The 22,189-nt window shown below is 67.4% G+C and carries 21 protein-coding genes; 4 read left to right on the top strand and 17 right to left on the bottom strand.

Going from position 1 to position 22,189, the window contains the following annotated elements; genetic code table 11:
* Positions 1 to 118: 118 nt before the first annotated feature.
* A complete protein-coding gene (locus tag OD750_RS16860) occupies positions 119 to 1,051 on the bottom strand; it encodes an NHL repeat-containing protein (RefSeq protein ID WP_263541857.1) in 933 nt (310 codons plus the stop codon).
* Positions 1,052 to 1,234: 183 nt separating this feature from the next.
* On the opposite strand from OD750_RS16860, the gene hemH reads away from it, so the two are divergent.
* Positions 1,235 to 2,302, top strand: coding sequence for a ferrochelatase (gene hemH, locus OD750_RS16855; RefSeq protein ID WP_263541856.1), 1,068 nt, complete (start codon positions 1,235 to 1,237; stop codon positions 2,300 to 2,302).
* On the top strand, positions 2,292 to 3,146 hold the full coding sequence (locus OD750_RS16850; protein ID WP_263541855.1) for an alpha/beta fold hydrolase: 855 nt from the start codon (positions 2,292 to 2,294) through the stop codon (positions 3,144 to 3,146). The genes hemH and OD750_RS16850 overlap by 11 nt, the downstream gene beginning before the upstream one ends.
* A 15-nt stretch (positions 3,147 to 3,161) precedes the next feature.
* Here the strand turns inward: OD750_RS16850 and OD750_RS16845 are convergent, their stop codons facing one another.
* From OD750_RS16845 to OD750_RS16815, 7 genes are all read right to left on the bottom strand, one after another.
* Positions 3,162 to 3,920: a M48 family metallopeptidase gene (locus OD750_RS16845; protein WP_263541854.1), complete on the bottom strand. Its 759-nt coding sequence runs from the start codon at positions 3,918 to 3,920 to the stop codon at positions 3,162 to 3,164.
* Between the two features lie 139 nt (positions 3,921 to 4,059).
* Positions 4,060 to 4,974, bottom strand: a complete 915-nt coding sequence (locus tag OD750_RS16840) for a recombination-associated protein RdgC (protein WP_263541853.1) — start codon at positions 4,972 to 4,974, stop codon at positions 4,060 to 4,062.
* Between the two features lie 60 nt (positions 4,975 to 5,034).
* Complete coding sequence (ttcA, locus tag OD750_RS16835; RefSeq protein WP_263541852.1) at positions 5,035 to 5,898, bottom strand: tRNA 2-thiocytidine(32) synthetase TtcA; 864 nt, start codon at positions 5,896 to 5,898, stop codon at positions 5,035 to 5,037.
* Between the two features lie 36 nt (positions 5,899 to 5,934).
* Entirely contained in the window at positions 5,935 to 6,978 is a 1,044-nt protein-coding gene (locus tag OD750_RS16830; RefSeq protein WP_263541851.1) for a class I SAM-dependent methyltransferase, read from the bottom strand.
* 25 nt (positions 6,979 to 7,003) lie between these two features.
* Complete coding sequence (locus tag OD750_RS16825) at positions 7,004 to 7,174, bottom strand: hypothetical protein (RefSeq protein ID WP_263541850.1); 171 nt, start codon at positions 7,172 to 7,174, stop codon at positions 7,004 to 7,006.
* Positions 7,175 to 7,218: 44 nt separating this feature from the next.
* On the bottom strand, positions 7,219 to 8,289 hold the full coding sequence (locus OD750_RS16820; protein WP_263541849.1) for a PepSY-associated TM helix domain-containing protein: 1,071 nt from the start codon (positions 8,287 to 8,289) through the stop codon (positions 7,219 to 7,221).
* 36 nt (positions 8,290 to 8,325) lie between these two features.
* Positions 8,326 to 10,464, bottom strand: coding sequence for a TonB-dependent receptor (locus OD750_RS16815; protein WP_263541848.1), 2,139 nt, complete (start codon positions 10,462 to 10,464; stop codon positions 8,326 to 8,328).
* Between the two features lie 152 nt (positions 10,465 to 10,616).
* On the opposite strand from OD750_RS16815, the gene OD750_RS16810 reads away from it, so the two are divergent.
* Positions 10,617 to 10,823 carry a YdcH family protein gene (locus OD750_RS16810; RefSeq protein WP_263541847.1) on the top strand — a complete coding sequence of 69 codons (207 nt, stop codon included), beginning with the start codon at positions 10,617 to 10,619 and terminating at the stop codon, positions 10,821 to 10,823.
* Here OD750_RS16810 and OD750_RS16805 read toward each other — a convergent pair.
* The 6 genes from OD750_RS16805 to OD750_RS16780 all read right to left on the bottom strand — a co-directional run bounded on the left by OD750_RS16805 (position 10,811) and on the right by OD750_RS16780 (position 19,725).
* The gene (locus tag OD750_RS16805; RefSeq protein WP_263541846.1) at positions 10,811 to 12,142 is read right to left on the bottom strand and encodes a Na+/H+ antiporter NhaC family protein; all 1,332 of its coding nucleotides are present in this window, start codon (positions 12,140 to 12,142) and stop codon (positions 10,811 to 10,813) included. The two genes, OD750_RS16810 and OD750_RS16805, sit on opposite strands and share 13 nt — an antisense overlap.
* Positions 12,143 to 12,251: 109 nt before the next feature.
* Positions 12,252 to 14,798, bottom strand: coding sequence for a glycerol-3-phosphate 1-O-acyltransferase PlsB (gene plsB, locus OD750_RS16800; RefSeq protein ID WP_263541845.1), 2,547 nt, complete (start codon positions 14,796 to 14,798; stop codon positions 12,252 to 12,254).
* A 91-nt stretch (positions 14,799 to 14,889) separates the two neighbouring features.
* A complete protein-coding gene (locus OD750_RS16795; RefSeq protein ID WP_263541844.1) occupies positions 14,890 to 15,819 on the bottom strand; it encodes a hypothetical protein in 930 nt (309 codons plus the stop codon).
* 264 nt (positions 15,820 to 16,083) lie between these two features.
* Complete coding sequence (pyrF, locus tag OD750_RS16790; protein WP_263541843.1) at positions 16,084 to 16,803, bottom strand: orotidine-5'-phosphate decarboxylase; 720 nt, start codon at positions 16,801 to 16,803, stop codon at positions 16,084 to 16,086.
* Between the two features lie 4 nt (positions 16,804 to 16,807).
* Positions 16,808 to 17,692 carry a 5'-nucleotidase, lipoprotein e(P4) family gene (locus tag OD750_RS16785; RefSeq protein WP_263541842.1) on the bottom strand — a complete coding sequence of 295 codons (885 nt, stop codon included), beginning with the start codon at positions 17,690 to 17,692 and terminating at the stop codon, positions 16,808 to 16,810.
* Positions 17,693 to 17,745: 53 nt separating this feature from the next.
* The gene (locus OD750_RS16780) at positions 17,746 to 19,725 is read right to left on the bottom strand and encodes a UvrD-helicase domain-containing protein (protein ID WP_263541841.1); all 1,980 of its coding nucleotides are present in this window, start codon (positions 19,723 to 19,725) and stop codon (positions 17,746 to 17,748) included.
* A 70-nt stretch (positions 19,726 to 19,795) separates the two neighbouring features.
* Between OD750_RS16780 and OD750_RS16775 the strand changes: the two genes are divergently transcribed.
* Positions 19,796 to 20,419 (top strand): thymidine kinase, encoded by a 624-nt coding sequence (locus OD750_RS16775; RefSeq protein ID WP_263541840.1) that lies wholly within the window; start codon positions 19,796 to 19,798, stop codon positions 20,417 to 20,419.
* A gap of 4 nt (positions 20,420 to 20,423) precedes the next feature.
* Here the strand turns inward: OD750_RS16775 and OD750_RS16770 are convergent, their stop codons facing one another.
* The 3 genes from OD750_RS16770 to mutM all read right to left on the bottom strand — a co-directional run bounded on the left by OD750_RS16770 (position 20,424) and on the right by mutM (position 22,185).
* On the bottom strand, positions 20,424 to 20,936 hold the full coding sequence (locus tag OD750_RS16770) for a hypothetical protein (protein ID WP_263541839.1): 513 nt from the start codon (positions 20,934 to 20,936) through the stop codon (positions 20,424 to 20,426).
* Positions 20,937 to 21,012: 76 nt separating this feature from the next.
* The gene (locus OD750_RS16765) at positions 21,013 to 21,366 is read right to left on the bottom strand and encodes a hypothetical protein (RefSeq protein WP_263541838.1); all 354 of its coding nucleotides are present in this window, start codon (positions 21,364 to 21,366) and stop codon (positions 21,013 to 21,015) included.
* Between the two features lie 9 nt (positions 21,367 to 21,375).
* Positions 21,376 to 22,185: a bifunctional DNA-formamidopyrimidine glycosylase/DNA-(apurinic or apyrimidinic site) lyase gene (gene mutM, locus OD750_RS16760; RefSeq protein WP_263541837.1), complete on the bottom strand. Its 810-nt coding sequence runs from the start codon at positions 22,183 to 22,185 to the stop codon at positions 21,376 to 21,378.
* Positions 22,186 to 22,189 lie beyond the last annotated feature (4 nt).

The raw sequence follows: 22,189 nt of genomic DNA, 5'->3' as shown, positions 1-22,189 counted from the left end.
ACGGTGGCCTCGCGAAAAGTGGCGGGAGCGGCATCGGCGTCGGCGTCGGCGCGAAGATTGCGACGCGACACGGCGCGCGGCGTCGATGCCGCTGCGATGGTGAGTACCGCTTGGCGAATCAGGGCTTAACCGCGCGGCGGCGCAGGCCGTATCCGGTGACGAGCGCGAGAAGGCCGGCGAGCAGCGCGTAGCCGATCGGCGAGCCGGCGGGGATCGGCTGCGGGGTGACGGTGCCGGTCGGACACGCGGCCGGCGGCGCGATCGCAACGCCCAGCAGGCCGATGAATTCGAGCGATTCGGGACCGGTGATCGAACCGAGCACGGTCATTTCGCCCGTGGCGATATCGACTTTCGCCAGATCGCTCCAGCGCACGCCCGGCATGCCGGGCAGCGGCGGCGGCATGTATGTGATGACGACCCACAGCTGGCCCGACGCGTCGAACGCCGGCCACATGGAACTGGCGTTGCCGACGAACGACGGATAGCTCTTGATCAGCGTCGCCGCGCCGGTCGTCGTATCGATCTTGTAGAAGCCGTCGTGGCCGCGCGAGCCGAAACCGTACAGCTCGCGTCCCTTGGCGGCGATGCCGGTGATCTTGGCGCCGAGGTTGCCGACGAAGCTGGTCGCGCCGGAAGCCGCGTCGACCTTCCAAAGCTTCTGCGCGTACGTCGACGTCAGCCATTGCTGGCTGTCGCAGCCGATCGCGAGACCGAGATCAAGCGCGTCGAAATTGGCCTGGTCGCCCTGGCCGTTCAAACCGAGCGAGCCGACGAAGTTCGTCACGGAGCCGGGCGCATCGAGGCGAAACAGTGCCTTGACGTTGTCCGAGGCGCCGTACAGCGCACCGTTCGGCGCGTAGGCGAGTCCCTTGAAAACGATCGGCTGCGAACCGTAACGGCCGTTGTCGCCGACGAGGCTGGCCTGGCGGGTGGCGAGGTCGATACGATAGATCTGGTCGTAGGCGGCCACAAACGCGAACGGTTCCGCGATGACCTTACCGGTCAGCAGAACGAACACTGCCGCGGCGGCTAGAAGTGCGCGCAGGCTCATTGTTCACCGTCTTTTGTTATCGTATTTGGTAATCGTCAGCCGCGCCGGGCGAGGACGCAGCCGGGCCAGTCTAGCAGCTTTTCGATATCCCACAAGGTTTTAGCCGCTTCCGTCCGGGCGCGTGTGACCGCCGCTAGCGGTAGGTGGTCGAGTGGGTCGCAGCCACAATATCTTGGGATTGAGATGTTCAGCGCGCCAAAATTCCTCGGCAGTTCCGCCGCCTCCGCGAGGCCGGCCCGTGCTGCCGTCCTGCTCGTCAACCTCGGTACGCCCGACGCGCCGACGCCGTCCGCCGTCCGGCGCTATCTCGACGAATTTCTGTCCGACCCGCGTGTGATCGAAAAGCCGCGCTGGCTGTGGCAGCTGATTCTCAAGCTCGTGATCCTCAATATCCGACCGCGCCGGTCGGCACACGCCTACGCGCGGATCTGGACAGCGCAGGGCTCGCCGCTGCTCGTGCAGAGCCAGGCGTTGACCGATGCGCTCGACCGGCAACTGAAGAGCGCCTGCGCCGGCCCGGTATCGGTGCATCTGGCCATGACCTACGGTGCGCCCGCGCTGCGCGATGTCGTCGCGGCGCTCAACGCCGACGGCGTGCGCCGGCTCGTCGTGCTGCCGCTGTACCCGCAGTACTCGGCGACCTCGACCGGCGCCGCGATCGATGCGCTGGCCGACGCCCTCAAGACGCTGCGCTGGCCGCCCGAACTGCGCACGATCGGCGACTACCACGACGACCCCGCGCATATCGACGCGCTCGCGCAGTCGGTGCTCGCGCACTGGGAACGGCACGGACGCGCCGACCGCCTGCTGCTGTCGTTTCACGGCATTCCGCAAAGCTACGTCGAGGCCGGCGATCCGTATCTCGCGCAGTGCCGCGCGACCGCCGACCTGCTGGCAAAGCGGCTGGAACTGCCGCGCGAGCAATGCCTCCTTGCGTTCCAGTCGCGCGTCGGGCGCGAGGAATGGCTCAAGCCCTATACCGATGCGACCTTGCGCGACCTCGCCGCGTCCGGCGTCGGTTCGGTGCAGGTGCTATGCCCGGGTTTCGCGGTCGACTGCCTGGAAACGCTCGAAGAAATCGCGATGGAGAACCGCGCGCTGTTTCTCGAGGCCGGCGGCAAGCGGTACGAATACATCCCCGCGCTCAACGACGAGGCCGCGCAGGTGGCCGCGCTCGCGGCGCTGGTCCGGCGCCACACGCAAGGCTGGGCGGAATTCGCGCCGGGCGAAGGCGGCGGCGATGCCGCGTGAGATCACGCTCGAGCTGCCGCATCAGACGATCGCGGCCGTCGCCTGGGGCGATCCGGCGCTGCCGCCGCTGCTGGCCGTGCATGGCTGGCTCGACAACGCCGCATCGTTCTCGGCGCTGGCGCCGCTGCTCGCGCCGCACTTTCATGTCGTCGCGATCGACCTGCCGGGTCACGGCCGCTCGACGCATCGCCCGGCCGGCGCCTGGTATCACTACGTCGACTACCTGGGCGACCTGCACGGCGCCGCCGAGGCGCTCGGATGGCGGCGGTACGGCCTGCTCGGTCACTCGCTGGGCGGCGCGACCGCGAGTGCCTATGCCGCCGCGCATCCGGAGCGTATCGAGCGGCTGCTGCTGATCGAATCGCTCGGCCCCCTGACGCAGCCGCCGGAAGCCGCGCTCGAACAGTTGCGCAAGGGCCTCGCCGAGCGCGAGGCCTACGCGAACAAGACGCTGCGCGTGTTTCCCGACGTGGAAGTGGCGGTCGCCGCGCGTCAGGCCGCGAACGGATTGTCCGCATCGGCGGCGCGCGCGCTGGTCGAGCGCGGCGTCCGCGCGGTCGACGGCGGCTGGTCGTGGTCGTCCGATCCGCGGCTCACGCTCGCCTCGCCGCTGCGCTATACCGAAGAACAGATCCAGGCGATCCTGCGCGGCATCGCGGCGCCCACGCTGATGATCCTGTGCGAGCCGGCGACGTCGTACCTGCCGGGCGCGCGGATGCAGGCGCGCGCGGACTGCGTACCCGGCATTCGCGTCGCGCATCTGCCCGGCAACCATCATCTGCATCTGGAGAACGCCGGCCCGGTGGCAGACGAGATCTTGCGGTTCTGCGGGTTTGCCGCGTAGTGGCTTTGTGCGGAATTACACGCCGATCAGGCGCGCCAGTTCCGCCTTGAGCGCGTGTCCTTTCTCGCGCAGCCAGTCGCGCTGTTCCTTCCAGTCCGGGTACAGGCTCGCCACGAGCGCCCAGTAGCGCGGCGAGTGGTTGCGGATGCGAAGGTGGCACAGCTCGTGGATCACCACGTACTTGAGCGCCGCGGGCGGTGCGAGCGCCAGCGCGAGATCGAGCGTCATGATGTCGCGCGTATCGAGGCTGCCCCAAAGGCTCTTGAGCGGCTTGACGCGCACGCCGTTGGGCCCGAGGCCGATGTCGCCGATGTAGCGCGACATCAGACGCGACACGTCGCGGCGGATCTGCGCTTCGAGGAACGAGCGCAAGAGGCCGCGCGCGGCCGGCAGCGAGCGCTGGCTGTGCGCGTTCGGCAGCAGCAGCACGATGCCTTCTTCCTGCAGCGTGATCGCGGGGTAGACGCTTTCGCACCAGAACAGCTGCGTCGTCTCGCCGCGCAGCGGAATCAGCGTCGTCGCGCCCGGCTTGAGCGGCGGCGGACCGGAGCCGTCGAGCTGCAGCTCGTCGAGCTTGCGCTCGAGCCAGTCAACGTGTTTGCGCAGGAACGCGTAGACCTGCGCCGGATGCGTGCCTTCCGGATACGACAGGCGCGCGCCGCTCGACGTCACCGTCAGGCGCAGTCGCCGCGCCTGCGGGTGCGCTTTCTTGAGCACCTTGATCGTGTCGCCGTTCGGCGTCGAGAGTTCAAGGTAGTTGTCGTCCGGAGCCATGCCCTTTCCTTGCCAGGCCGGCGAACCGCGCGAAGCGGTCGGCCGGGTATGCGAATCCGGCAATCCGTTGCTTGCGCCCCGTCGTCAGCGGCGAGGCCTGCGCGCAGTCCTGCCCGCGCAGTGTCGCCGCGCTTTGTTGCTATCGATCGGTCGGGCGCGGCAGGCCGAACCATTCGTCGAGCTTGATCAGGAGCCGTTCGACTTCCAGCGTCATCAGCGCCATGCGGGCATCGAGTTCCGCCGCCGCCGAATCGGTCTGCGTTTCGCCCAGTTCGTCCAGAACCTGGTCGAGAAACCGCAGCTTGCGGATGACGAGATCCTCGCCAAGCACGAAGCTGATACGGTCGTCGAAGGTCAAGCCGAGCTGAAACACCTGCTTGCCCGTCTTCAGATGCTCGCGCACCTCGTCGGTTTCAAGGTCCTGGTGGCGGCAACGGACGACGGCGCCCGACTCGGCCGGGTCGCGCAATTCGCACTCGTCGCCCAGAGTCAGGCCCGCCGGTAGCTTGCCATGCGTAACCCAGTCCGTCATCAGCACGCGCGGCGCTTCTTCCGGCGCCATCGGCGCCGCCGGCAGCGTTCCGACGGCCTCGCGCAGCTCCGAAAGCGCCTCTTCGGCCGACTTTCGGCTAGAGGTATCAACCACTAACCAGCCGTTCTTCAGATCGAGGTACGAAAACATCCGGTAAGGCTTCACGAACGCACGCGGAAGCAGCTCGGTCAAGATGTCGTCCTTGATGCGCTTGCGTTCTTTGCCGCCGACGCGCCGGCCTTCATTTTCGGTGATCTTCTGCAAACGTGCCGCCAATTCTTCATTGACGACCGAGCCGGGCAGCAGTTTGTCCTCGCCGCCGAGCGCGACCAGCGTGAAGGCTGCGACCTTATGGACCAAAGTCTCGCCGTTGCGGCCGTGCGGCGAGACGAAACCGCGCGTGGATTCCTCCAGCGGTCCGCAGGGGCGCAGGCGTTTTTCCTCGAGGTGGCTTTCGATGTCGGCGAGGTTTTCGGCAACGGTTTCGGAAAAGCGGAACAGACTCAGATTGCGAAAGAACATGGACGTCACCAAGGGGCGGGTTTTGCCCGCCGGCAGGAATCGAATCGGGGGTTGCGGGAACTACGCGTCGGCGGCGTTTGCGCCGTCGCCGAGCAGCCAGTCGGTGTGGCTCGGCCGCACGTCGCTCGCGCTGCCGAGCGACGCGAAATCGAACAGCTTCGTGTCGGCCAGCTGCGACGGCGATACATCGCCGAGCGCGCGAAAGACGTTCTCGACGCGGCCGGGGTGCTGCCGATCCCAGTCGGCCAGCATCGCCTTGATCGCCTTGCGCTGCAAGTTCTCCTGCGATCCGCACAGGTTGCACGGCATGATCGGAAAACCGCGCAGCGCCGCATAGTCGGCGATGTCGTCCTCTTTGCAGTACGCCAGCGGCCGGATGACGACGTTGCGTCCGTCGTCCGAGCGCAGTTTCGGCGGCATCGCCTTGAGCTTGGCCTGGTGGAACAGGTTCAGAAACAGCGTTTCGACGATGTCGTCGCGATGATGGCCCAGCGCGATCTTCGTATAACCTTGCGCAAATGCATGATCGTATAAATTGCCGCGACGCAGTCGCGAGCACAGGCTGCACATCGTGCGGCCTTCGGGAATCACGCGCTTGACGACGCTGTAGGTGTCCTGCTCGAGGATCGCGTACTCGACGCCGATCGATTCGAGCCAGCGCGGCAGCACGTTCGGATCGTAGCCCGGCTGCTTCTGGTCCAGGTGCACCGCGTGCAGCGAGAAGCGCACCGGCGCCTTCGCCTGCAGCTTGAGCAGGATATCGAGCAGCGTGTACGAATCCTTGCCGCCGGACAGGCACACCATCACGCGATCGCCGTCTTCGATCATATTGTAGTCGGCGATCGCCTGGCCGACCTGGCGCCGCAGCCGCTTGGCGAGCTTGTCGGCGTTGATTTCGTGCTTGCGGGCGGCGGCGGGACTCATGGGCGCGACGGTGCGGTCGGGAACCGGGCGATTGTATCAGGGCAGGTCGACGTCCCGGATGCAGGCGGCCGGCGCGAACGGCATCGTCGACACGAGCGGGCGCAGGCGCGCTTTGCGCATCGTCGCGACGAGCTGCGTCGGCTTTACGAGGCCCGCGTCCAGCAGTTCCTGGTCGCGCTGCGCGAGCCGGTCGACGAACGCGATGTCGGCCGGATCGTTCGCGTCGAAGTTCCAGCCGAACCGGCGTTCGACGAGCGGCAGCGCGATGCACGCGTACGGCGCGAAGATCTCGAATTCGAAGCGCTCGACGAGAAGGCGCAGGATGTCCTGCGCGCGGATGCCTTCGAATCCGACGTCGGCGTGGTTGTAGTTGACGTACTCGACGGCTTCGCGCCTGAGCACGCGGTCGTACCGGTACTTCGGCGCGAGTTCGCGCCAGAACGGCAGGAACTGCGCCAGCGCCTCGGGCCAGAGCCGATGGCCGTTGCGGCCGACGACGTCGGACGTCGCGAACACGCCGTCGTCGGCGAGCATGCCGCGGATGTTGTCGAGGATCGTTTCGAGTTCGACGAAGTGATGCAGGCACTGGTTCGCGATGACGACGTCGTAGCCCGCGTCGGCGCGTCCGACGTTGATGTCGGCGACATCGAACGCGAACCGGTCGATGACGCCGGCCTCGCGCGCGAGCTTACGGCCGGCCTCGAGCATCCGCGGATTGAGGTCGGTGCAGACCATGACGACGTTGTCGACGCCCGATCCGCGCAGGCGTTCGACGAGCGCGATCTCGACCTCGCAGCGGCCGGCGCCGACGGACAGGCAGCGGATCGTGTATGGCTTGCGCCTCGCCTCGCCTTCGATCACGCGAAAAAAGCAGTCTTCGGGCGACGCAAAGCCGATCGCCTCGAAGCGCGGGCGAACATAGGCATTTGCCCAATAGTGGAAAATGGGCGGAAGATCGTGGACGACCGGCGTGCGGTTGAACGCGAACTTCTCGAGCGCGCCGCGCAGGCGATAGCCGATGCTCGCCGGAGCGAGGTCGATCGCCTTGGCGACGGCGGTGCGAAGCGTTCGCTTGAGCATGTGTGATCGTCCTTGAGGGCGAAGGCTACGACACCGGACGCGCGGCGCGGTTCAACCGTTGCGTCATCCGGTGCATCGGTCCGCGTGCGCGCAGCGCGTGGTCGCGGCAGCCGTCGCAGTCGGTCGGCGCGTCGTCGGCGTGCGCATTGGCGCAGAACGGGGCCGCGACGAACGCGGCGGCTTGGAAGAATCGCATGATCGGTCTCGCAGCAACGGCACACAGCGTGCCTGTGTCCGCGGTTACGCCGTTTTGTCCGATTCGCTGACAGCTTTCCTTTTTCTTCGTCGCCAGAACAGAAATCCCGTCGCCAGCAGAAACGTCGGCGCGAGCCCCGCGACCGCCACCGCCGTGCGATAGACCTCGCCGCCGACGCCGCCCATGTGCAGCGGATAGATCGCGTAGTTCGCGCGCATGCCGGTTTCCTGGCGCGTGGCGTCGAGCACGCGCAGCACCGTCGCATCGTACGGGTCGATCCAGACCGTGCTGCGGCCGACCGGATGCCACTCCGCCGGCATCTTCGCGCGGATCGAGACCACGGCGTTGTCCTTGCGCGGAAAACTCACGCGTCTGAGCTGCGCCTCGGGCAGGGCGCGGCGCGCGGCGTCGAGCACGGCGTTCCAGTCGATCGTGCGCGCGGGGTCCGGCGCGATCGGCTGCGGCGGTTTCGTCTCGGGACCGTCGCCGAACGCGAAGCGCAGGCCGGCGCGCGCCGCGCCGTCGTAGACCATCGCCACGCCGGTCAGCGCGAGCAGGAGCACGAGCGGTACCGCGAGCGCACCGGTGCTGCGATGCCAGCTGAACCAGCGCCTGAGCGGCGGTCGCGCGTGCCAGCGCAGGCTTTCGACGAGAGCGCCGCTGCGCGGCCACCACAGCCACACGCCGGTGACGAGCAGCACGAGTATCGCGATGCCGAACACGCCGAGCACTTCCTCGCCGGTCTTGCCGGCGAGGAGATGCGTGTGCAGTTCGCGCAGCCACAGCATCCAATCGTTCGCCGACGAGCGTTCGAGGAGCAGGCGCCCGTCGGTCGGATGCAGGTACAGGCGCCGGCCTTCCTTCGCGAACGCCTGCCATACGGGCAGCGCATCGCGCGGCAGATCGGCGCCGGTCGCCTCGCCGCTGGCCGCGAGTTGCGCGAGCACGCGCGCATCGTCGCGCGGCGCGTCGGCGGGCACGGCGAGCGCGGGCTGCGTGGCGCGCAGGATTTCCGGCTGGTACGCGAGCAGCGTGCCGGTCAGGCCGAGCACGGCGAACAGCAGACCGGCCGAGAGCCCGATCCACAGGTGCAGCCATTGCAGCAAACGACGCATTGTTCGGTTTTCCCTTTGCGGCGGCCAGGGGCAGCGTCAGAAGCGATGCGACCAGCCGACCGACAGCGTGCGGCCGCGGCCCGACGCATAGTCGGCGTTCGACGGCGTCGTCTGCGAGTAGTACGACACGTACTGGCGGTTCGTCACGTTCTCGACGCCGACGCTGAGCGCGCCGACCGGCAGCGCGTAGCGCGCATACAGGTCGACCGTCGTATAGCCGCGGAAGGCCGCGATGCGATTGCCGGCCGCGCTGTCGAATCCGCGGTCGTAGTTCTTGCTGGCCTGCAGGCGCGTCGACAGATCGTCGGCCCAGCGCTGTTCCCAGTACGCATTGAGGCGATTCGGCGCGATGTTGATGCCTTGCAGGTCGGTGTCGGGTTCGCCGTCCGGCAGGCTCGCGTACTGGCCGTCGGCGCGCGCGTACGCGACGCCGACCTTGTGGCCGTCGCCGAAGCGCAGGCCCGCGCTCGCCTCGAGGCCCTTGATCTTCGTCGCCTGGCGCTGGACGTTGTAGACCTGCGCTGCGGGGTCGTACACGAGGATCGAGCCGAGATCGGAGTCGGACCAGTACGCGGCGAGCTGGCCGAACCAGCGGCTGTCGTCGTACTCGATGCCGATTTCGCGGTTGTCGGAGACCACCGGCGTGAGATCCACGAGATCGTCGACGCGCTGGCCCGGGCGGTCGATCGCGCGCAGGATGCGGCCGACGTCGGCCACGTTGTAGCCCTCGGCGTACGACGCGTAGACGTTCAGCGCGTCGGTGACGTGCCACACGACGCCGAGGTTCGGCAGCGTGTCGCGCATCGACGGTTCGCCGCCGGCGACGTGCTGCGCGCCGTACTGCGGCAGCGTCACGTAGTCGCCAACCTTGAGCCTGCCGCTTTCGTGGCGCAGGCCGCCGGCGATCATGACGTTCTCGCCGACCCAGTACTCGGCCTGCACGAGCGGCGAGACGCTTTCGTACGTCGTCTTCGGCACCCAGTCGAGGTCGCTGACGATCATGCGCTGGTAGGTGCGGTCGCGAATCAGATCGAGCCCGAACGTCAGGCGCAGCGGCACGCCGCCGACGTCGCCGCGCGAATAGGAGAACTTGCCGCCGGTCTTCTGCGACACGTTCTGCGACTGGTCGATCCACGTCGCGTTCGGATCGTTGCCGAAGAAATTGCGGTACAGCGTGCCGCCGAAGCGGCCCTTGTAGTCGACGAAGAACAGCTGCGCGAGCGCGTCGCCGCCGGCGATCTTCGCGCTGTAGTCTAGGTTGAGCGAATCGCTGCGGTTGCGCGGCGGCCGCGCGAGCGGCGGACCCTTGATCGACGTCGCGGGCCTGCCCGCGCGATAGTCGCCCGGCACCGAGACGTAGTCGCCGTCGCCTTCGAGGTCGTAGCGGTTGATCGTCGCCTGCAGCCGCTGGCCCGGCGCGAGATTCCAGCCGAGCTTCGCGTAGAGGTTGTTGCCGGCGGCGTCCATCAGGTCGCCCTGCACGTTGTTGACGGCGATGCGGCGGCCGTTCGCGTCGTAGTACATGCCCTGGCGCGCGTACGAGGCGCCGCCGACGAAGTCGACGTCGCCGCTCCTGGCGCCGAACAGGTACGCCGCGCGCCAGCCGCTGCCGTCGGCGCGGTCGGGCAGCGCGGTGTTCGCGTTGACCGACACGTCGTGGAACGTGCCGTCCTCGCCCGGCGCCGCCTTCGTGATGATGTTGATGATGCCGCCGGAGCCGCCCAGGCCGTGCAGCGCGTTCGAGCCGTGGATGATTTCGACGCGGTCGATGAACGCGGGGTCGATCGTGTGCGCGTCGCGCGAACCGTCGCGCAGCGGCGTCGACTGCGGCACGCCGTCGACGAGATACAGCGGCTGGCGCCCGCGCAGGCTCTCGCCGAAGCTCGTCATCTTCTGCCGCCCCGGCGCGAACGCCGGCACGAGGTTCGCCAGCACGACCGACAGGTCGTTCGTGAAGGTGAGCTGCTGACGCAGGTCTTCAGCGGTGATCACCGTGATCGTGTTCGGCAGCGCCGCGTCGGACTCGGGCGTGCGCGAGGTCGACGCCGACACCGTGATGCGTTCGAGCCGTTCCGCGGGTTCCGCGCCGGCGTCCGCGGGCGCGGTTTCGGCGAGCGCGGGAGCGGACAGCGCCAGCGCGATCGCGAGGCACAGCGGACGGTTCGTACGGAGCATGGATGACACCGGGAGCAAGGCGAAAGACCTTGAATGTTATTGCGAATTATTCGCAACAACAAGGGATAAGTGCCGGAACGCGCAAGCTCGCGCTGCAGTCACACCGACCTCGCGGCGGGCTACACTCGCCGAATCGTTCGACACGCATCGCCATGCTCAGCCAGGATCCCGCCGAAATCACCCGCCAGCTGATCGAACTGCGCATCGAGCACCGCGATCTCGACGCCGCCATCGGCCGGCTATCGGCGGACAACGCCAGCGACGAGCTGGCGCTCAAGCGCCTGAAGAAGCGCAAGCTCAGGCTCAAGGACATGATCGCGTACCTCGAAAATCTCCTGATTCCCGATCAGCCGGCCTGAGGCTGCGGCGCCGTGTGCGGCGCGGCATGCGCGCGCGGCAGGCCGAAGAGAATCGCCGCGGTCGCGACGATCGCCAGCAGCCAGCCGTAGTGCACCGTGCCGACGACAGCGAGCGGCGACACCTTCGCGATCGACGCGGCCAGGAGAATCTGCGCACCGTACGGCAGCACGCTCTGGGTCACGCAGGCGTAGACGTCGAGCAGGCTCGCGCTGCGCGCCGGGCTGATGCCGTGGCGCTGCGCGATGTCGCGTGCGGTGTTGCCGGCGATCAGAAGCGCCACGGTGTTGTTCGCGGTGAACGCGTCGGTCAGCGTCGAGAGCGCCGCGATCGAGATCTCGCCGCTGCGCCGCCCGCCGTGGCGATCGGAAAACCGTGCGATCGTGCGACTGAGCCACGCAAGACCGCCCTGCTCGCGCATCAGCGCGGCAAGGCCGCCGATCAGGATCGACAGAAGCGTGATCTCGACCATGCCCTCGAAGCCGGCGTAGATGTCGTTGGAGAACTTCAGCACCGAGTAATCCGCCGCGAACGCGAGGCCGAACGCGCCGGCGAGCACGATGCCGACGCCGAGCACGATCAGCACGTCGACGCCCGCGAGCGCGAGCGCCAGCACGACGAGATACGGCAGCGCGAGCCACGGCGACGCTTCGGGCACCGTCGGCGCGGCGCCGGTGCCGCCGGCGAAGCCGAGCACGACGAGCGTCGCGATCGCCGCGGGCAGCGCGAGCCAGAAGTTCGCGCGGAACTTGTCGCGCATCGTCGCGCCCTGCAGCCGCGACGCGGCGATCGCGGTGTCGGAAATCACCGAAAGGTTGTCGCCGAACGTCGCGCCCGAGAGCACCGCGCCGAGCGCCAGCGCCTTGTCGATACCGGCGGCTTCGGCGACGCCGAGCGCGATCGGCGCGACCGCGGCGATCGTGCCCATCGACGTGCCCATCGCGAGCGCGACGAAACCGGCCACGAGAAACAGGCCCGGCAGCGCGAGCCACGGCGGCGTCGCCGACAGCGTGAGCCAGACGACCGCGTCGACGCCGCCGATCGCCTTGCTGATCTGCGCGAACGCGCCGGCCAGAAGAAAGATCAGGCACATCAGCATCACGTTGCCGTCGCCCATGCCGCGCAGCAGCGTTTCGACGGGCGCCGAACGGCGGCCCAGCCACAGCGCGAGCGCGATCGCCGGCAGGATCGCGACCGGCGCGCGCAGCTGGTAGAAGGCCATCTCGTGGCCCTGCGCGGTGAACCACAGGCCCGTGCCGAGAAACAGCAACAGGAACAGCGCGAGCGGCAACAGCGCCCGCGCCGAGATCGGCGAACTCATGACGGCGATATTCCAATCCGGCGCGGACGCGCCATGTTGCGACGCAGCATAATCGGGCCGCCGTCCGCGCGGAAATAGCCGGCGGACGGCGGCATATGCCGTCGGAGAATTACGCGGCCTCGTCCTGCGCGGGCGGCGCCGGCGGTGCCGGTGGCGCAGCCGCGGGCTTCGGCTCCGGCGCGAGCTTTAGGATGCCGTGCCGGATTTCGCGGCTCAGGATCACCTTGGCGTCCTTGGCGACTTCGTTGAGCGCCGTGTCGAAGTCGAGCTTGCCGGCGTCGTCGGTCCAGACCACGCGACGTTCGCGCAGCTGCTGGATGAAGCCCTTGAACAGCGCCTTGTCGAAGAATTCCGGCGCGTTGAGTTCGTGCAGCAGCGACAGCCGCTGCGCCGTCAGCGTGCACAGGTTTTCGAGTTCGGCCGCGCTGATCGTGTGCGGGCCGTGCTTCACCAGTACCGCGATCGCGATGTAGTAGCGCTCGAACGCCTGCAGCAGGCTGTGCGCGAGCGTGCGCAGCTGGAACGCCGCATCGCCCTGGCCCGCGCCGCGGTTGAGCACGCGGCCTTCGGCGTCGAGCGTGAAGATGCCGCGGCGCACGAAGAAATCGATCGTCGCCTGGATGCGTTCGACGAAGCCGTCCTCGTTCCACGGCAGGAACAGCTCGGCCTGCAGGAACGGATAGACGAGCCGCGACAGCCGCACGACCGACGCGCGCGCCATGCGCCGGTTGTTGATGAAGCAGCAGGCGATCCACGCGCCGGCCGCGAACAGGTGCAGCACGTTGTTGCGGAAGTACGAGAGCAGCACGCCCTGCTTGCCGTCGCTGCACAGCACGTCGCCGAGCGGATGCCGCACGCGCCGCGTCCACTGCATCTGTTCGGCGTAGGCGATGATCTGTGCCGGCGTCTGGTCGGTGATCGTCACGCGCTCGCCGTACGGCAGCTCGGTCAGTAGCGATCTGTACAAATCCAGCTGTGTCAGAAGATCCGACTCGGCCATCGAGTGCTTCGGCGTTGCGAGCAGCGCGACGGCGATGAGATTGATCGGATTGACGTCGGCGGCGCGGTTGACGTTGACCTGGATGCGTTCGGCGAGCGAGTCGACCGTGCGCGCGAACCACTCGGGCTTTTCTTCCGCGCCTGTCTCGCGCCAGGTCGGCGCCTCGCGGTCGAGGAGTTCGGTGAGAAACACCGGTTCGCCGAAGTTCACCGCGACGCGGCCGTAGTGCTGGCGCAGCACCTTGACCGAACGCAGCAGGCCGAACAGCGATTCCTTCTCCTTGGGCTGGCCCGACAGCTCGCCGATGTAGCTCTTGCCCTCCATGAGCTTCTCGTAGCCGATGTAGACGGGCTGGAACACGACGGGCCGGCGCGATTCGCGCAGGAACGCGCGGATCGTCATCGCGAGCATGCCGGCCTTGGGCTGCAGCAGGCGGCCGGTGCGCGAGCGCCCGCCCTCGACGAAGTATTCCAGCGATACGCCGCGCGCGAACAGCTGGCTCACGTACTCGCTGAACACGGCCGAATACAGCGCGTTCGACTTGAAGCTGCGGCGCAGGAAGAACGCGCCGCCGCGGCGCAGTATCGGGCCGAGTATCGGCAGGTTGAGATTGACGCCCGCGGCGATGTGCGGCGGCACGATGCCGTTGTTGTAGAGCAGCCAGCTCAGCAGCAGGTAGTCGATGTGGCTGCGGTGGCACGGCACGTAGATCACTTCGTGGCCCGGCGCGACCGCGCGCAGCCGGTCGAAGTGGTTCATGCGCACGCCGCCGTAGATCTTGTTCCAGAAACTCGACAAGAGGAACGACAGCGAACGCACGACCGGGTGCGAATAGTCGGCCGCGATTTCCATCGCGTAGTCGTGCGCGCGCTTGTGCGCCTGCGTGCGCGTCAGCGCTTCCTTGACCGCCGTGGCGGCCGTTGCTTCGCGCACCGGCTCGGCGTTGACGACCGCGTCGACGACGGTGCGCCTATGCGACAGGTCGGGACCGATGACGGCCGAGCGGATGCGACGGAAATGCGCGCGCAGCACGCGCGCGATCTTGCGCACGGTGCGGTCGCGCGGCTGGGCCTGCTCCTCCACGAGCACCGAGCGCAGCGAGACCGGTTTGGAAAATTGCACATGGGTATCGCGGCCGTTGAGCATTAGCGCGAGCAGGCGGCGGAAGCGGCCGACGACGACCCAGTTTTCCGAGAACAGCACGCTGAACCACCCCGACTCGCGGTTCGGCGCGCGGCCGACGAAGATCGACACCGGCACGAGCTGGACGTCCTGGTCGGGCGCCAGTTCGAGCGCGTCGACGATCTGCGCGAGCGGCTCGGTCGGCGCTCGCCGCCGCGCCGGGTTCCAGAACAGGCTGTTGCGCAGCGACGTCGCGAAATAGCTGGTACGGCGGCGCTTGCCGCTGACGCCGCGCAACGGCACGAGCGCCGACGGCAGCCCCGCCTCGCGGCAGGCCTGTTCGAGGATCAGCGCATCGGAAAGGCCGTAGCGTTCGATCACGTAGCAGACCGGAACGCCGGGAATCAGCAGGCTGGCGGCGTCGGCGGGGTCGCGCTTGATGCGAACCCAGGATTCGAGCACTTGGCCGAACAGGCGCAGGCGCCAGGACGGTCGCGCGGCTTCGGCACGCGGTGAAGAGTCGGTAGCTTCCATGCCGGTGATTGTAACCGCGCCAAAAGCGAACGCCGCCCGGAGGCGGCGTTCGAGTGGTTACGCCGGCGTTAAAACCCGGCGTAGCGATGCATCAGCCGTTGGCGGCCGGCGCCTGCGGGGCGGCCGGCGCGGTGGCTTCCGCATCCTTCTTCTTGAGGTTTTCCATCATTTCCTTGCCGTACCAGCGATCGCCGACCTTGATCAGGTCGCTCTCGGCCGTCAGCGGCGTGTTGAACAGCGTGTAGCTGATCTTGACCTTCGCGGTGTTCGCGTCGGACGACAGCGTTTCGGCCTTGACCGAGTCGAGCGTCTGGTCGATCGAGAAGCCGTAGATCGCGAGCACCTGCTTGACGCCGTTGAGGCCCACGCCGATCTTGCCCATCGCCTGTTCGTACGACAGCGCGCGCGCTTCGTCGAGGGTCTTGAGGTTGATGTCGCGCGCGGTCTTCACGACGACGCCGATCGCCTGCTTGGCGAGCGCCGGATCGGTGAACTTCGCGGACTGCACCCAGTTGCCGAACGCGTCGACGGCCTGCGTCGCCTGCTGCTTCTGCGCGTCGTTGAGCTCCTGGTTCTGCTGGATCGAGCTCTGGATCATGCCCTTGCCCATCGCGACCATCATCGGCATCTGCTGGGCCATCTGCGCGTCCATTTCCTTGAGCTTCGGCTCAAGTTCGGCCCACAGCTTGGCTTCGGCGTCCGACGCGGTCAGCTTGCCGATGTTCTCGGCGAACTTCGCGCGATCCTCGTCGGTGATCGGGTCCTTGTTGATGTCTTCGGCCCACTTCGCCTTGACCTTGGCGTATTCCTCCGGCGGCAGCGCGTTCTGGATCAGCGCGTCGATATTGCCGGCCTTGAGGTTCTGCACCGAGGCGAGGATCGCGGCGTCCGGGGTGGCCGGCTTCGCGGCGACCGGCGCTGCTGCCGGGGCGGTGGTGGTCTTGCCTTCTTCCTTGTTGCCGCAGCCGCTGAAAGCGACAGCCATTGCCGCGACGAGCGCGACGCGAGCGAGCTTAGACATGTCATTCCCCAAGAATGTGGTGGTGAAGCAACGACGAACTCTAGCCGATAGTCCCAGACGTGTCAGCCGAGAAGCGCAACGAAAAGAAAAAACCCGGTGCCTTTTCAAGGCATCCGGGTCGAATCCGGCAGTGCCGGAGAGGGAGCTTTGTAATGTTGTCGGCGAGTTTTTGTTGTAGCCGCGGGCGATCGTTTCGGCGATGGTACTCGCGCCCGCAACTTCATGCAATACATCACAATACCAACATCAACGTATTGTTTTAAATCAAGAATCACCGACGACATCGCGAATCGTCGCGACCATGGCCTCGGCGGCGGCGCGCGGATGGGGCGCGTTGCGGATCGGCCGGCCCACGACGATGTAGTCGGCGCCGGCCGCGAACGCCTCGGCGACGTCGAGGGTCCGCTTCTGGTCGTCGCCGGTGTTGCCGATCGGGCGAATGCCGGGGCAGACCGTGATCAGCGCGTGATCGACCTCGCGACGCAGCGCCGCGACTTCGAGCCCCGACGACACGACGCCGTCGCAGCCCGCCGCGAGGGCGGCCTTCGCGCGCGACAGCACGAGCTTTTCGGCGTCGACCTGAAAACCGAGATCGTCGAGATCGTGCTGGTCGAGGCTCGTCAGCGCCGTCACCGCGAGGATCTTGATGTCGCCCTTCACCGCCGCCGCGGCGCGCATCATGCCGTCGTTGCCGTGGATCGTGCAGAAATGCACCGGATAGCGCGTCAGGCCCTTCACGGCCGAGGCGACCGTCGCCGGCACGTCGAAGAATTTCAGGTCGACGAATACCTTCTTGCCGCGCGCGGCGAGTTCGGCCAGCACCGCGAAGTAGTCGCCGCTGGTCAGAAGCTCCATGCCGATCTTGTAGAACGACACGGCGTCGCCGAGGCGGTCGATCCACTCGACGGCCGCTTCGCGCGTGGGCACGTCGAGCGCGAAGATCAGCCGGTCGCGCGCCGGAATGGATTTTGCTGCATAGTGCATAAGATTACTCGTATCGAAGCGCTTCGCGGCGCAGGCGGCGTTTGGTTTGCGGGTCCGCGCCGCGCTCGTTGCCGAGCACCGCGCCGTCCCACGAACCGTAGGTCGGATTGGGCAGCATGAACCAGCGTTCGCCGAACCAGCCGGCGTACGGCGCGGCCGCCGCCTCGCGCGCGGCCGGCGTGTTGTTTTCGACGTCGATGAAATCGCCGAGCTGGTCGCCGACCATCGCCAGCACGCGGTGCGTGCGGCCGATCAGCTCGCGGCGGCAACCCTTGTCCGAGCCGTTCGCTTCGCAGCCCGGCACGACGAGGCCGAGGCCCAGAAACGCGTTTTCGCGCTCGGACACCGGAAAGCCGGCGCGCTTGAGATTCGCGAGCGTCGCGTCGTTCAGATGCTGCGCGCGGTTCGTCAGGTAGAACACGGTCACGCCGCGCGCGGCGGCGGCCCGCGCGAAGTCGAGCGCGCCCGGCGTCGCGCGCGCGGCTTCCTCGCGGCACCATGCGTCCCAGGTGAATTCGTCGAATTCCTTGCCGTCGCGGATCAGCCGCGCCTGGTACGGCGAGTTGTCGAGCACCGTCTCGTCGACGTCGACGATCACCGCCGGCGGCAGACCCTTCGCGGGATTCTTGCGCTCGTTCTTCGGCAGCGCGTCCCACTCGGGCTGTCCGAGCGCGACGGCGATCTGGCGCGACGCGAGCGCATACACCTCGCGATAGACGAGATCGTGTTCGAGCGAGCGCTGCGTCCACAGCGTCGCGTTGAGATTGTCGGTGGCGGTCGACGCCGCGGCCGGCGGCCCCGGGTCGGCGGGGAGCGCCGGCTTGACCGCTTGCTTGGCGCAACCGGCCGCCAGGGCGAGTGGCAGGAGGACGAGGAATCGGTACTTCACGAACGAGCCCTGCGAGGCGGAAAGGCCGCTAGTTTAGCGGCAAGCGCGCGCGCTCAGTCCGCGAGCAGATTGGCCAGCCGTGCCAGATGCGAGGTGGCGACTTCCTTTTTCGCCTCCGCGTCCTGCTCGGCGTCGCGGCCGTCCCAGTGCAGGTCGTCGGCCGGCAGTTCGGCGAGAAAACGGCTCGGATCGTTCTTGAACACCTCGCCGAAGCGACGCGACCGCGCCGAATACGACAGGCACAGCCGCTCCTTCGCGCGCGTGATGCCGACGTACATCAGACGCCGCTCCTCGTCGAGGCGGCCCTCCTCGATGCTGCCCTCGTGCGGCAGCTGGCCGTCTTCGACACCGACGATGAAGACATAGCGGAATTCCAGGCCCTTGGAGCCGTGCAGCGTCATCAGGCGCACCGAATTGCCGGGATCGTCGCGGTCGGCGTGCGACAGCAGCGCGAGCTGCGCGGCGAGGTCGCCGGCCGAGCCGCCGTCCTTCTGCATCGCGCGGAACCAGTCGGCGAGTTCGGTGAGGTTTTCCAGTCGGCGCGCGCGCGCGGTCGGGTCCTTGATCTCGGCCGTCAGGTGCTCGGCGTAGTGCGTGCGCTTGACGAGTTCGTCGACGAGCTCGGCCGCGGAGAGCCGCTTCGCGTCGCGCGCCAGGCCGTGGATCAGCGAACCGAAGCTCGCGAGCGACGACGCCGAGCGCGCCGCGAGCTGCTTGAGCACGGCGTCGCTTTCGGACGCATGCAAGAGACTCGCGTGGCGCGCCTGGGCCATCTCGCCAAGTTTTTCGAGCGTCGTCGCGCCGATGTCGCGTTTGGGAACATTGGCAATACGCAAGAAGGCGGCATCGTCTTCGGGATTGACGATGAGGCGCAGGTACGCGAGCACGTCCTTGACTTCCGAACGGTCGAGAAACGACGTGCCGCCGCTGATGTGATACGGCACGCGCGCCAGGCGCAGCGCTTTTTCGAGCGCGCGCGACTGGTGGTTGCCGCGATACAGGATGACGAACTCGTTCCATTCCGCCTTGTGCTTCTCGGCGATGTGCGCAAGGTCGGACGCGACGCGCTCGGCTTCGTGCTCGTTGTCCTTGCACTCCATCACGCGGATCGGCGGGCCGTCGGCGTGGTCGCTCCACAGCGTTTTGAGGTGCTTGTGCGGATTGTTCGCGATCAGCCGGTTCGCCGCGCGCAGGATGCGCTTGGCGCAGCGGTAGTTCTGTTCGAGCTTCACGACCTTGAGCGACGGATAGTCGCGCGCGAGTTCGTCGAGATTTTCCGGATTGGCGCCGCGCCACGCGTAGATCGACTGATCGTCGTCGCCCACGGCCGTGAACATGCCGCGCGATCCGGCGAGATTGCGCAGGAGCCGGTACTGCGCCGAGTTCGTATCCTGGTATTCGTCGACCAGCAGATAGCGCAGGCGTTCCTGCCAGCCGCTGCGCGTTTCGGCGTCTTCGTCGAGCAGCGCGAGCGGCAGGCGGATGAGATCGTCGAAATCGACCGCGTTGAACGCCGAGAGGCGCTTCTGGTAGCCGGCGTAGAGCTCGGCCGCTTCGAGTTCGCGCGGACTTCTCGCCGCGGCGAGCGCCTGTTCCGGCGTCAGGCCGTTGTTTTTCGCGGTCGACACGAGATTGCGCAGCGCCCACAGCTGGTCCGACTTCAGCGCCTTGGGCAGAAGGTCTTTGACGATCGACTCGGTATCGTCGGCGTCGAGCACCGAAAAGCCGCGCTTGAGGCCCAGCTTCGCGTGTTCGATCTGCAGGAATTTCAGGCCCATCGCGTGAAACGTGCAGACGAGGAGTTCGGACGCGGCTTCCGACGAAATCAACTTGCCGACGCGCTCGCGCATTTCGCGCGCGGCCTTGTTGGTGAACGTGATCGCGGCGATCTTCTTCGCGGCGAGGTGCTTCTTGCCGATCAGGTGCGCGATTTTCTCGGTGATCACGCGCGTCTTGCCCGAGCCTGCGCCGGCGAGCACGAGCAGGGGACCGTCGCAATAGTCGACGGCGGCGCGTTGAGCGGGATTGAGCATGGACACTACAGATGCGCTGAGGCGATTCGTACTTTAACCTACCGCGCCCGCTCCGTCGCATACCGCAGCCATGGCCAAACTCTACTTCTACTACTCGGCGATGAACGCGGGAAAGACGACGACGCTCCTGCAGAGCGCGCACAACTATCTCGAACGCGGCATGCGCACGCTGATCTATACGCCGCGGCTCGACGACCGCTTCGGCGAAGGCATCGTCGCGTCGCGCATCGGCCTGAAGGCCTACGGCCGCATCTTCGAACGCGAAGAAGATCTCCTGGCCCGCACCCGCGACGACGTGGCCGCGAACGGCGCGCTGCACTGCGTACTCGTCGACGAAGCCCAGTTTCTGACGAAGGCGCAGGTGTGGCAGCTGACCGAAATCGTCGACGCGCTGAAGATTCCGGTGCTCACGTACGGCCTGCGCACCGACTTTCGCGGCGAGCTGTTCGAAGGCAGCCAGTATCTGATGGCCTGGGCCGATTCGCTGACCGAGATCAAGACGATCTGCCACACCGGCAAGAAGGCGACGATGGTCGTGCGCGTCGACGAGCACGGCCGCGCGGTGACGCAGGGGCCGCAGGTCGAGATCGGCGGCAACGATCGCTACGTATCGGTCAGCCGCGCCGAGTTCAAGCGCATCGTCGCGGGCGACGGCCGCATCGAACTCAAGCAGGCGGAACTGCCGCTGGAGTGATCGTCTACGTGTTCGTGGAATCGTCCGGCCGGTTCATGCAGCGCTGCACGATGATCGGACGCATGAACGCGTTGAGCGCGCCGGCGCGCTGCTTCTCGAGCAGCGTGTCGAGATAGGCCACGTGCGCGGTCGGGTCGTGTGCGATCAGCGCCTGATACGTGCGCAGTGCGCTTTCGATGCCGGCCATCTGCAGCGTGATTTCGTCCTTGAGGCCGCTCGGATGCGCGATCTGATACGCGACGTTGCCGAACAGCTGCTGCGCCAGGAGCTCGGCCGAATACGGCGATCCGACCTTCTGCCCTTCGGTCAGCACGTCGCAGACGGTGACGGTGTAGTCCGGCGTGTCGTTGACCCAGTGCAGCAGCCATTGGCGCTGGTCGGGCGCTTCGGCGGCGAGCGGCTTGCGCTCGAGTTCGACGGCGTAGCGCGCGGCGCGATCGGCGTCCTTCTCGGGCGCGGCGCAGGCCGCGGCGGACGCGAGCAGCGACAGCGCGAATGCGAGGGGAAGCGGGCGCATAGAGATCCTCTCCGGGCGGCGGTCATCCGTAAGGTACCGGAACGGCGGCGCCGTCGCGACGCCGGGCCGTGTGCGTTCAGCGCGCGTCGACGACCAGATCGGAAATCCACGCCAGCTGCGTGCGCTCCACCCGCAACAGCCGCAGCACGCGATGGAACACGCTTTCGTAGTTCGCCTTCGCGTCGACGCGAAAATCGAAGCCGTGCGGCCCCGGGGCATACGCGTGGTAGACGAATTCGATCATCGTGCCGTCGCTGAGCCGGCCGCCGAACAATACCCACGGCCCCAGGCCCGAATCGACGCCGTACTGCGGTTCGGCCGCGAGCAGCTCGCGCATGCGCTTCTCGCTCAGCGCGATGACCGCGAGATCGACGTAGTTGCCGGAAGGCCAGCGTTCGTTGCCGGTGCCCGGCGTGTATTCGCGCGTCATCGTGGTTCTCTATCGCTGGCAGTGCGCGCAGTAGAACGTACTGCGCTGTCCGAGTGTAATCGCGCGGACCTTCGCGCCGCACGTCTTGCACGGCTCGCCCGCGCGGCCGTAGACGAAGAGCTCCTGCTCGAAATAGCCCGGCGCGCCGTCCGGACTGATGAAATCGCGCAGCGTCGTGCCGCCGCGCGCGATCGCGTAGTCGAGAATGCGCCTGACCTCGCCGGCGAGCCGCGCGTAGCGCTCGCGCGACACCTGGCCCGCCGCGCGTTTCGGATGAATACCGGCCGCGAACAGCGCTTCGGCCGCATAGATGTTGCCGACTCCGACGACGACTTTCTGGTCCATCAGGAACAGCTTCACGGCCGCCGCCCGACCGCGCGACAGTTTCCACAAATAATCGCCGTCGAAATCGTCCGACAGCGGCTCGGGGCCGAGGTCGCGCAGCAGCGGATGCGTCTCGCCGCTCGGCTGCCACAGCTGGCAGCCGAAGCGGCGCGGATCGGTGTAGCGCAGGATGCGCGCCGAATCGAGCCGCCAGTCGACGTGGTCGTGCAGGCCCGGCGGCGTTTCCTGCGGCAGCACGCGCAGCGAACCGGACATGCCGAGGTGCAAGAGCGCGCTGCCGGCCTGCGTGTGCACGAGCAGGTATTTCGCGCGGCGCTCGATCGCGTCGATGCGCTGCTGCGGCAGGTATTCGCGCAGCTCGTCCGGCACCGGCCAGCGCAGCGCCTTGCGCACGGTCACGGCGAGAATGCGCCGGCCGATCAGGTGCGGCGCGAGGCCCCGGCGCGTGGTTTCGACTTCGGGCAGTTCGGGCATCGCG

The sequence above is a fragment of the Tahibacter soli genome (assembly GCF_025717065.2).
GTDB classification, from domain to species: Bacteria; Pseudomonadota; Gammaproteobacteria; order Xanthomonadales; family Rhodanobacteraceae; genus Tahibacter; species Tahibacter soli.
The sequence above is the reverse complement of the archived record's forward strand: the minus strand, read 5'-3'. Positions and strand labels throughout refer to the sequence as shown.

Bases quoted from the DNA above. Each gene is read 5' to 3' on its own strand.
- OD750_RS16860 (WP_263541857.1), bottom strand. From the start codon at position 1,051: ATGAGCCTGCGCGCACTTCTAGCCGCCGCGGCAGTGTTCGTTCTGCTG.
- hemH (WP_263541856.1), top strand. From the start codon at position 1,235: ATGTTCAGCGCGCCAAAATTCCTCGGCAGTTCCGCCGCCTCCGCGAGG.
- OD750_RS16850 (WP_263541855.1), top strand. From the start codon at position 2,292: ATGCCGCGTGAGATCACGCTCGAGCTGCCGCATCAGACGATCGCGGCC.
- OD750_RS16845 (WP_263541854.1), bottom strand. From the start codon at position 3,920: ATGGCTCCGGACGACAACTACCTTGAACTCTCGACGCCGAACGGCGAC.
- OD750_RS16840 (WP_263541853.1), bottom strand. From the start codon at position 4,974: ATGTTCTTTCGCAATCTGAGTCTGTTCCGCTTTTCCGAAACCGTTGCC.
- ttcA (WP_263541852.1), bottom strand. From the start codon at position 5,898: ATGAGTCCCGCCGCCGCCCGCAAGCACGAAATCAACGCCGACAAGCTC.
- OD750_RS16830 (WP_263541851.1), bottom strand. From the start codon at position 6,978: ATGCTCAAGCGAACGCTTCGCACCGCCGTCGCCAAGGCGATCGACCTC.
- OD750_RS16825 (WP_263541850.1), bottom strand. From the start codon at position 7,174: ATGCGATTCTTCCAAGCCGCCGCGTTCGTCGCGGCCCCGTTCTGCGCC.
- OD750_RS16820 (WP_263541849.1), bottom strand. From the start codon at position 8,289: ATGCGTCGTTTGCTGCAATGGCTGCACCTGTGGATCGGGCTCTCGGCC.
- OD750_RS16815 (WP_263541848.1), bottom strand. From the start codon at position 10,464: ATGCTCCGTACGAACCGTCCGCTGTGCCTCGCGATCGCGCTGGCGCTG.
- OD750_RS16810 (WP_263541847.1), top strand. From the start codon at position 10,617: ATGCTCAGCCAGGATCCCGCCGAAATCACCCGCCAGCTGATCGAACTG.
- OD750_RS16805 (WP_263541846.1), bottom strand. From the start codon at position 12,142: ATGAGTTCGCCGATCTCGGCGCGGGCGCTGTTGCCGCTCGCGCTGTTC.
- plsB (WP_263541845.1), bottom strand. From the start codon at position 14,798: ATGGAAGCTACCGACTCTTCACCGCGTGCCGAAGCCGCGCGACCGTCC.
- OD750_RS16795 (WP_263541844.1), bottom strand. From the start codon at position 15,819: ATGTCTAAGCTCGCTCGCGTCGCGCTCGTCGCGGCAATGGCTGTCGCT.
- pyrF (WP_263541843.1), bottom strand. From the start codon at position 16,803: ATGCACTATGCAGCAAAATCCATTCCGGCGCGCGACCGGCTGATCTTC.
- OD750_RS16780 (WP_263541841.1), bottom strand. From the start codon at position 19,725: ATGCTCAATCCCGCTCAACGCGCCGCCGTCGACTATTGCGACGGTCCC.
- OD750_RS16775 (WP_263541840.1), top strand. From the start codon at position 19,796: ATGGCCAAACTCTACTTCTACTACTCGGCGATGAACGCGGGAAAGACG.
- OD750_RS16770 (WP_263541839.1), bottom strand. From the start codon at position 20,936: ATGCGCCCGCTTCCCCTCGCATTCGCGCTGTCGCTGCTCGCGTCCGCC.
- OD750_RS16765 (WP_263541838.1), bottom strand. From the start codon at position 21,366: ATGACGCGCGAATACACGCCGGGCACCGGCAACGAACGCTGGCCTTCC.
- mutM (WP_263541837.1), bottom strand. From the start codon at position 22,185: ATGCCCGAACTGCCCGAAGTCGAAACCACGCGCCGGGGCCTCGCGCCG.